The sequence below is a fragment of the Pseudomonas sp. Ma2-10 genome (assembly GCF_054330215.1).
Genome location: NZ_JBTEYL010000006.1, coordinates 235,091 through 242,722, shown reverse-complemented (window position 1 = coordinate 242,722; position 7,632 = coordinate 235,091). Strand labels below are relative to the sequence as shown.

8 protein-coding genes are annotated in these 7,632 nt (G+C 60.1%); 6 read left to right on the top strand and 2 right to left on the bottom strand.

Annotated elements, in window-relative coordinates:
- Positions 1 to 122: 122 nt before the first annotated feature.
- Both ACXPVS_RS10945 and ACXPVS_RS10940 read right to left on the bottom strand, forming a co-directional pair.
- The gene (locus tag ACXPVS_RS10945) at positions 123 to 536 is read right to left on the bottom strand and encodes a response regulator (protein ID WP_458509946.1); all 414 of its coding nucleotides are present in this window, start codon (positions 534 to 536) and stop codon (positions 123 to 125) included.
- Positions 537 to 595: 59 nt separating this feature from the next.
- The gene (locus ACXPVS_RS10940; protein WP_458509945.1) at positions 596 to 805 is read right to left on the bottom strand and encodes a Flp family type IVb pilin; all 210 of its coding nucleotides are present in this window, start codon (positions 803 to 805) and stop codon (positions 596 to 598) included.
- Between the two features lie 324 nt (positions 806 to 1,129).
- Here ACXPVS_RS10940 and cpaB point away from each other — a divergent pair, with 324 nt between their 5' ends.
- Genes cpaB through ACXPVS_RS10910 form a run of 6 tightly spaced genes read left to right on the top strand, consistent with a single transcriptional unit; the run spans position 1,130 to position 7,623 of the window.
- On the top strand, positions 1,130 to 2,077 hold the full coding sequence (gene cpaB, locus ACXPVS_RS10935; protein WP_458509944.1) for a Flp pilus assembly protein CpaB: 948 nt from the start codon (positions 1,130 to 1,132) through the stop codon (positions 2,075 to 2,077).
- A 21-nt stretch (positions 2,078 to 2,098) separates the two neighbouring features.
- Entirely contained in the window at positions 2,099 to 3,370 is a 1,272-nt protein-coding gene (locus ACXPVS_RS10930) for a type II and III secretion system protein family protein (protein ID WP_458509943.1), read from the top strand.
- Positions 3,367 to 4,563, top strand: coding sequence for an AAA family ATPase (locus ACXPVS_RS10925; protein ID WP_458509942.1), 1,197 nt, complete (start codon positions 3,367 to 3,369; stop codon positions 4,561 to 4,563). Before ACXPVS_RS10930 ends, ACXPVS_RS10925 begins: the two co-directional genes overlap by 4 nt.
- Positions 4,560 to 5,840 carry a CpaF family protein gene (locus ACXPVS_RS10920; RefSeq protein WP_458509941.1) on the top strand — a complete coding sequence of 427 codons (1,281 nt, stop codon included), beginning with the start codon at positions 4,560 to 4,562 and terminating at the stop codon, positions 5,838 to 5,840. The genes ACXPVS_RS10925 and ACXPVS_RS10920 overlap by 4 nt, the downstream gene beginning before the upstream one ends.
- An 11-nt stretch (positions 5,841 to 5,851) precedes the next feature.
- A complete protein-coding gene (locus tag ACXPVS_RS10915) occupies positions 5,852 to 6,736 on the top strand; it encodes a type II secretion system F family protein (RefSeq protein WP_458509940.1) in 885 nt (294 codons plus the stop codon).
- Complete coding sequence (locus tag ACXPVS_RS10910) at positions 6,733 to 7,623, top strand: type II secretion system F family protein (RefSeq protein WP_458509939.1); 891 nt, start codon at positions 6,733 to 6,735, stop codon at positions 7,621 to 7,623. Before ACXPVS_RS10915 ends, ACXPVS_RS10910 begins: the two co-directional genes overlap by 4 nt.
- Positions 7,624 to 7,632 lie beyond the last annotated feature (9 nt).

Below are 7,632 nucleotides of genomic sequence, written 5' to 3'. Positions count from 1 at the left end.
AATAGCTTTGCACGGCTGCGAGTTTTGCCCGCTCTGTGTACTTACCCATGACACCCTCAAAGGTTGTGTCCAACCTTTGGGGGTCAGTTCACTCTGCGTTCGGCTCGCGTGGGAACGATCAATCACTGACTCACTAAATCCAAGCGCGGCTGCGGAAACAAATTATTCAGCGTCTCCAACAACCGCACGTGATAAATCGGCTTGCGAAACAGGTCGAGCACCTGCAATCGCAACATGTCACTGACATCCTCCATGTCCGCATGCCCCGACGTCACAATCACCGGCAAATGCTGGCGGGACGTATGCTCGCGCAACCGTTTGATCAACGACATGCCGCTCTCCTCCGGCATCCGCAAATCAGTGATCACCAACGCAATATCAGGATGGCGCGTCAGATGACTCAGCGCGAGCTTGACCGAGGTGGCGGTAAAGCAATTGAAGCCCTCGCCCTCCAGCAACTCCGCCAGCTCCAGCAACGCATCCTCCTCATCATCGACCAGAAGAAGCTGTTGGCGTGGGAGTACGGGAGCGTTCATGGGCAACACCTGCAATGGACTAAGCGCTGACGTTAGAAGCCATTTGGCGCATTAGCAAGTTACGGTGTGCCGCCCAATGCAGTCGTGATTTTTCCAAAGATATTCGTGATCGTAGTGCCCATTCCCGCGCTGAGCCCGGCAATCACCACCGCAACCATGGCCGCAACAATCGCGTACTCGATACCGGAAGCGCCCTCAGTGTCTTTGGCCAAACCTTTGTAAAAAGCGATTTCGGATTTTAACTTCTGAGCAAGTTTGGAAAAGGTCATGATGTTTCTCCTGAAAGACGACGGGTGTTGCACAGTCGCAACATGATTCCTCTATGCCAGCATCAGCATTGTCGGCATTCCGCGTACCCACAACTGTAAGAACGAATTATCACTAAAGTATTAGTCGCTTCGTTGACGCCAAAAAAGTCACGTTTTCACCCTAGCTACTTACTTTTGTTAGTTATTTTCAGTCCCGTAATGGCTTTTTGCTCTAGCTGAGCTACCGTCAAATAGCCAAATAGTTCCATGTTCATAGCTGCCTGATTGCGAAGTTGTCTCGTTGGATGCGACGAGGTCTCAAGCAGCAGGAAAGGGAGAGCCGTCATGAACAGTCGTATCACTCTGGGCCTGGCCGGTTTGTTTCTGGTGGGCGCCATTATTGCCGGTTACTGGGGCCTCACGCTGAGCCGCCAACCCGTTGCCGAACCTGCCGTGCAATCCGAAATCGTCACGCCTGCACCCATCGCCCAGACGCCTGCCCCCGTGGACGACCCCGCCCGCCAACCGGTGGTGGTGCTGCTGCATGATGTGCCACCGTTCACGCCGATCAGCGCCGCCGACGTGACCCTGGAAAACCTTCGTACCGTCCCGGCCGGCAGCCTGAGCCGCCTCGATCAAGCCATTGGTCGAACACCCTGGCGCGCCCTCAGCGCCGGCACCTGGCTCAATGATGAAAGCTTTGAAGCCGGCGGCAGACTGGCGCGGATGATTCGTCCCGATGAACGCGCCCTCGCCGTCGCGGTGGATGAAGTGATCAATGCCAGCGGGCAACTGACACCGGGGGACTACGTCGATGTGTTGCTGTTTCTGCGCATGGACAACAACAACCTTCAGCCGTCGGCGCAACTGGTGGTGCCGGCCTTGCGGGTGCTCGGAGTAGGCGAACAGATGGGGTTGACCAACGACGGTCAACCCGCAAGCCCGGTCCACAGCAACGAAGAAAAACTCCGGCAGGAACAATTGCGCACCAGCGCCCGCAGCGTCTTGCTTGCCGTCCCCGAACAACTATTGAGTCGGTTGATGCTCGCCGCTCAAGCCGGTGTGTTGCGCCTGGCCGTACGCAGCGCTGACGAAAAACGTCTGGCTCGCTACTGGGCTGGCGAAAGCGACTCATCGGCCAACCTGGCCAGTGCCAACCGCGAGTTGATCCAGTTCAGCCAACTGGCCATGACGCCTCCACCCAAACCTGTCGTCACCCACGGCGGCACAGCTTCGCGCAAGTCGAGCGTGGAAGTCATCCGCGGCAACGAAATCACCCAACAAAACCCCTGAATCGAGCAAGGACGCATCTAAATGCGCAGTCGTTCCATGCCCCTGTTTCAAGGCCTGCTCTGGGTCTCTTTACTGAGCGGTGTGCCGCTTGGCGTAGCGTTCGCAGCCGCTGGCAATTGCGCAGCATTGGGTTCGATGCCTGCGGTGCTGGAAGTCAGTGAAGGGCTGCAACAGGCGGTGCAATCGCCGGTGGCGATCACTCGGGTGGCGGTGGGTGACCCGAAAATCGCCGACGTGCGAGTCAACGGTAATCAAGCATTGTTGCTAACCGGGATGGCCCCCGGCGCTACCAGCCTGATGGTCTGGACCGCCTGCGCCAGTGCTCCGCGCCAGAGCATGGTATTCGTTCAGGGTAAGGCCACCGCAGCGATGACCACCGCTACACGGTTACCCTCTGATGACCCACTGCTACCGTCGCAAGTACAGACCGACATTCGCTTCGTCGAAGTCAGCCGGACCAAACTGAAAGAGGCCGGCACTTCGATTTTCGGCAAGGGCTCGAACAACTTCCTCTTCGGCGCACCCGGTACGGTGCCCAACACGGCCGTGACGCCGGGCGTGGTGCCGCTGTTCAACATTGATCCACGGATCGCGGTGCCCAGCATTCCGCTGCTCAACGACAGTTTCAACATTGTCTGGGGCGGTGGCAGCAGCAAATTCCTCGGCATCATCAACGCCCTCGAAGGCAGCGGGTTCGCCTACACCCTGGCACGGCCAAGCCTGGTCGCCCTCAGCGGGCAGAGCGCGAGCTTCCTGGCCGGGGGGGAAATTCCAATCCCGGTGCCCAGCGCCAACAGCAACAGCTACTCCATCGAATACAAGGAATTCGGCATCCGCCTGACGCTCACACCGACCGTGGTCAGCCACAACCGCATCATCCTCAAAGTGGCGCCGGAGGTCAGCGAACTCGACTACAACAATGGTGTGACCATCGGCGGCACCACCGTCCCGGCGTTCACCATTCGCCGCACCGATACCAGCATCTCGCTGGCCGACGGCGAGAGTTTCGTCATCAGCGGTTTGATCAGCACTCACAACACCTCGCAAGTCAGCAAATTTCCAGGCCTGGGCGATATCCCGATTCTCGGTGCGTTCTTTCGCAACTCTTCGGTCAACCGCGAAGAGCGTGAGTTGCTGATGATCGTCACGCCGCACCTGGTTCAACCGTTGGCGGCCAACGCACAACTGCCCTCGTTGCCAGGTGAAACGCTGCGCAACTATGACCCGAACTGGTATCGCCTGTACTTCCTCGAAAACGGCAACTTCGATAAACGCAGCGGATTATCGCAATGAGCCAGAGCCAGAACCTGAGCCAGACCTTCCTCGCGATCACGCGCAACAGCACCGACCTTGAGTGGCTGCAAGGCGCCCTCGCCCCGTTGGGCCAAGTGGTCAGCGCCGGTGGTGGCAGCCTTGACGAATTGCTGGCGCTGGTGGACGTGACCTTCGCCAGCCTGGTGTTCGTCGGCCTGGACCGTGAACACGTGGTGGCCCAAAGCGCACTGATCGAAGGAGCCCTGGAAGCCAAACCGATGCTGGCGATCGTCGCGCTGGGCGATGGCATGGACAACCAACTCGTGCTCAATGCCATGCGCGCTGGAGCTCGGGATTTCGTGGCCTATGGTTCGCGTTCCAGTGAAGTCGCAGGGTTGGTGCGACGGCTGAGCAAACGCCTGCCGACCTTGGCCCCGAACACCCAACTGGGTAGCCTGACGGTACTCTACGGTGTGCAGATCAACGCCGACGGCGCGCTGCTCGCCACGCACATGGCGCAAGGGGTGCAAAAGAGCGGACAGCAAACGTTGTTGCTGGACCTGGGCCTGCCGCGCGGTGACAGCCTGGCCTTGCTCGGGCTGGAGAGTTCGTTCCACTTCGGCGATGCACTCCGACACTTGCGGCGCCTCGACGCGACGCTGATCGACAGCGCGTTCACCACCTGCGCCGCCGGGTTGCGGATCCTCGCCTACGCCAACCACGATGAGCCACTGGAACACACCAGCACCGCCGAGTTGTACATGCTGCTCAGCGCCCTGCGCCAACACTTCCAGCACATCGTGGTGAACCTGACTGGCCAGCCGGACAGCGAAGCGCTACGCACCTTCGTCACCCATTGCGACAAGTTGCTGTGGTACACCGATCAGAACGTACTCGACTGCCGTCGCAACCTGGCGGTACTCAACCTGTGGCGTGAAAAAGGCATGAACCTCGATCACGCCAGGCTGCTGGTGGACCGCTACCTGCGCAACGTCGCACCGGACGCCGACACGCTGAGCAAAAGCTTTGGCATGGAGATCATCGCGACCCTCGTCTACAGCCCGGAAGTGCGGCTCAACGCCAAGAACCAAGGTATGACGCTGTTTGAACTGGCCCCCCGCGAAGGCCTGACTCAAAGCCTGCGCGCCCTCGGCGATCGGTTGGCCAAGCGCTCAGAGGACCTGACCAAGCCCAAGTCTGGCTGGTTCAAACGGTTGCGGGGTGCGCAATGAGCGGTGAAAAACTCTTCGGCGCCCCTGTACGCACCACCAGCGGCAACACCGACCACGAAGGTCTGAAACTGGTGCTGCACCGCTACATCATCGACGCCATCGAGGAGTCAGGCAAAAACCTGCTGGAGGGTTCGCGGCAGGTGCTCTCACAGTTCGTCATTGACAAAGTTGCCGAGTACATCGCCCGGCTGCACCTGGCGATTTCTCGCTATGAGATGGAGCGTCTGGCTGAAGAAATCGTCGACGAACTCACCGGTTTCGGCCCCTTGGAAGTGCTGCTGCGCGACCCGGCAGTGACGGAGATTCTGGTCAACGGTCCGCACCGGGTGTTCATTGAACGCGACGGCGTACTGCATCAAAGCGACCTGCGCTTCATCGATGCGCATCACGTCGAACGGGTCATGCAACGGATCCTCGCGCCCCTCGGGCGACGGCTCGATGAGTCGTCACCAATGGTCGACGCACGACTGCCCGACGGTAGCCGGGTCAACGCGATCATTCCACCGATAGCTCTGGATGGCCCCTGCCTGTCGATACGTAAATTTCGCAAGGACATGCTCAAAAGTTCAGACCTGATGGCGATGCAAACCATCGATCAGGCGATTTTCGACTTCATTCAGGAGGCCGTGGGCAAACGCTGCAACATTTTGATCAGCGGCGGCACCGGCACCGGCAAGACCACCCTGCTGAACATTCTCAGCCAGTTGGTCAACCCTCACGAGCGAATCGTCACCATCGAAGACGTCGCCGAACTGCAACTGGGCCACCCTCACGTGGTGCGTCTGGAAACCCGACCGCCGAATGCCGAAGGCCACGGCGAAGTGAAGTCCAGTGACCTGATTCGCAACGCCCTGCGGATGCGCCCGGACCGCATCATCCTCGGCGAGATTCGTGGCGTCGAAGTGGTGGACGTGCTCACCGCAATGAACACCGGCCACGACGGTTCCATGAGCACCGTGCACGCCAACAACGCCCAGGATGCGCTGTTGCGCCTGGAGACATTGGTAGGCCTGACGGGCCGCACCATCGCCGAACGTACCTTGCGGCAAATGATCTGCGCCGCACTGGACGTAGTGATCCAACTGACGCGCATGCCCGACGGCCGCCGCTGCGTCAGCGAAGTGGTGGAGGTGATTGGCGTGCGTGATGACGTCTATGTCACCAATACGTTGTTCCGGCTCGACCGGCGCAGCGGTTTCGGATTCATGCGCGAGGCGGTCAACCCCGCCGGCGACAAACTGCGCCGCGAGTTGGCGCTCTCCCCCCCCGCGTACTGAAAGGCCACAGCATGCTCAAACCGGCGCTGCTCATGTTCGTTTGCCTGGTTTTGCTCGGACTGTCGATCCGCCTGTTTTATCGCGCTTTGCGCCAGACCGGCACCGAGCGGGTACTGGGACGCCTGACCCAGGGGCAACCGCAGCCGGTGCTGACTAAAACCTCCTGGGTCGGTCTGGACCGGGCGTTTCTGCGGGCCGGCCTTGGGCATCCCTCCGAGCGCCTGTGGAGGTGGCTGCTGCTCTGGGCCTTGGGCATCTTGTTCGGGTTTGCCTCCGGTGGCTGGCTCGGCTTGCTGGTTCTGTTACTGCTGCCGCCGCTGATTCTGCGCCTGTATGTCAGTTGGCGTTATCAGCGCCGACTGCAGCGCATGATCGAACAACTGCCACAAATGCTCGATCACACCGTGCGCAGTCTGAAGTCCGGGCGCACCCTGGCCGATGCGGTGCTGGGCGCCATCGACGCCGCTGAAGACCCGCTGAAAAACGCCATGGGGCGGGTTCAACGCAACGTGCAGATGGGGGTCAGCCTGCCGGATGCCGCCTCTGACCTTGCCGAGTTGTATGAGAAAGACGAACTTCGCCTGTTCGCGCTCGGGTTGAAGGTCAATCACCGCTATGGCGGCAATGCCAGCGAATTGCTGGACAACCTGATCAAGATGATCCGTGAGCGCGAGCAGGCTGCGCGCCAACTCAGGGCCATGACCGGTGAAACCCGGGTGACCGCGTGGGTCCTCGGCTGTCTGCCGATTGGTCTGGCCGGCTATTTCCTCGCGACCAACCCTCATTACTTGCTCGCCATGTGGCATGACCCTTCGGGGCAAATCATGCTCGCGTCCGCGTTCGGCTTGCAGGTGGTCGGCAGCCTGGCGCTCTGGCACATGTTGCGCAGCGTATGAAAGTGCCATTACTGATCTGCGCATTGCTGTTTCTGGGGGCAACCTTGTTGCTGCTCAGCGGCTTGCTGAAACACCGTCGGCGGGTTCGCCAGGCGGCGCAACGACTCGACGGCAAACCGGCGAGCGACAACCGGGTAAATCAGTGGCTACAGCGGCTGGGCAGCAGCCGGATTGGACAGCGATCGGTCAACCTGGATAACGAAACCCAGGTATTGCTTAACCGCCTCGGCTGGCGCAGCGCCCGGCGACGTTCACTGTTCGCGGCGTTCCAGGTAGGCGCTCCAGTGCTCGCGCTGGCCCTGACCTTGCTGATCCAGAGCCTGTTCTTCCCTCATGCCGATAACCACTGGATGGCCCCGGTGTTCGCCACCGGCATCGGCTATCTGTTGCCCAAACGGTTGCTGGCCGCTGCCGCGCAGCGTCGGCAAAAACAACTGGCGACCGAGATTTCCACCTTCATTCCACTGCTGCGCATCCTGTTCGAATCGGGCATGGCAGTGGAGCAGTCGCTGCGCGTGTTGAGCAATGAAGGCAAACAATTATTGCCGGCCCTGACCCATGAATTGCGTCTGGTATTGGCCCGGGTCGATTCCGGCCTGGAACTGGGCGAAGAACTGAACAAAGCCACCCGTTTGCTGGCCGTTGACGAGTTCACCGACACCTGCGTCATCCTTCAGCAGTTGATCCATCAGGGGGGCGGCGCTATGAAGTCCCTGCTGACCCTCAAGCAACTGCTGGATGACCGGCGCCTGACGCGCTTGCAGGAATACATCTCCAAGATGTCCGCCAAAATGTCCGTCGTGATGATGCTGTTTCTCTTCCCGGCGTTATTGATCGTACTGGCCGGCCCGGGCTTCACCGCCCTGTCCCATGCCTTTGGTTCTTAGAAGGATCGT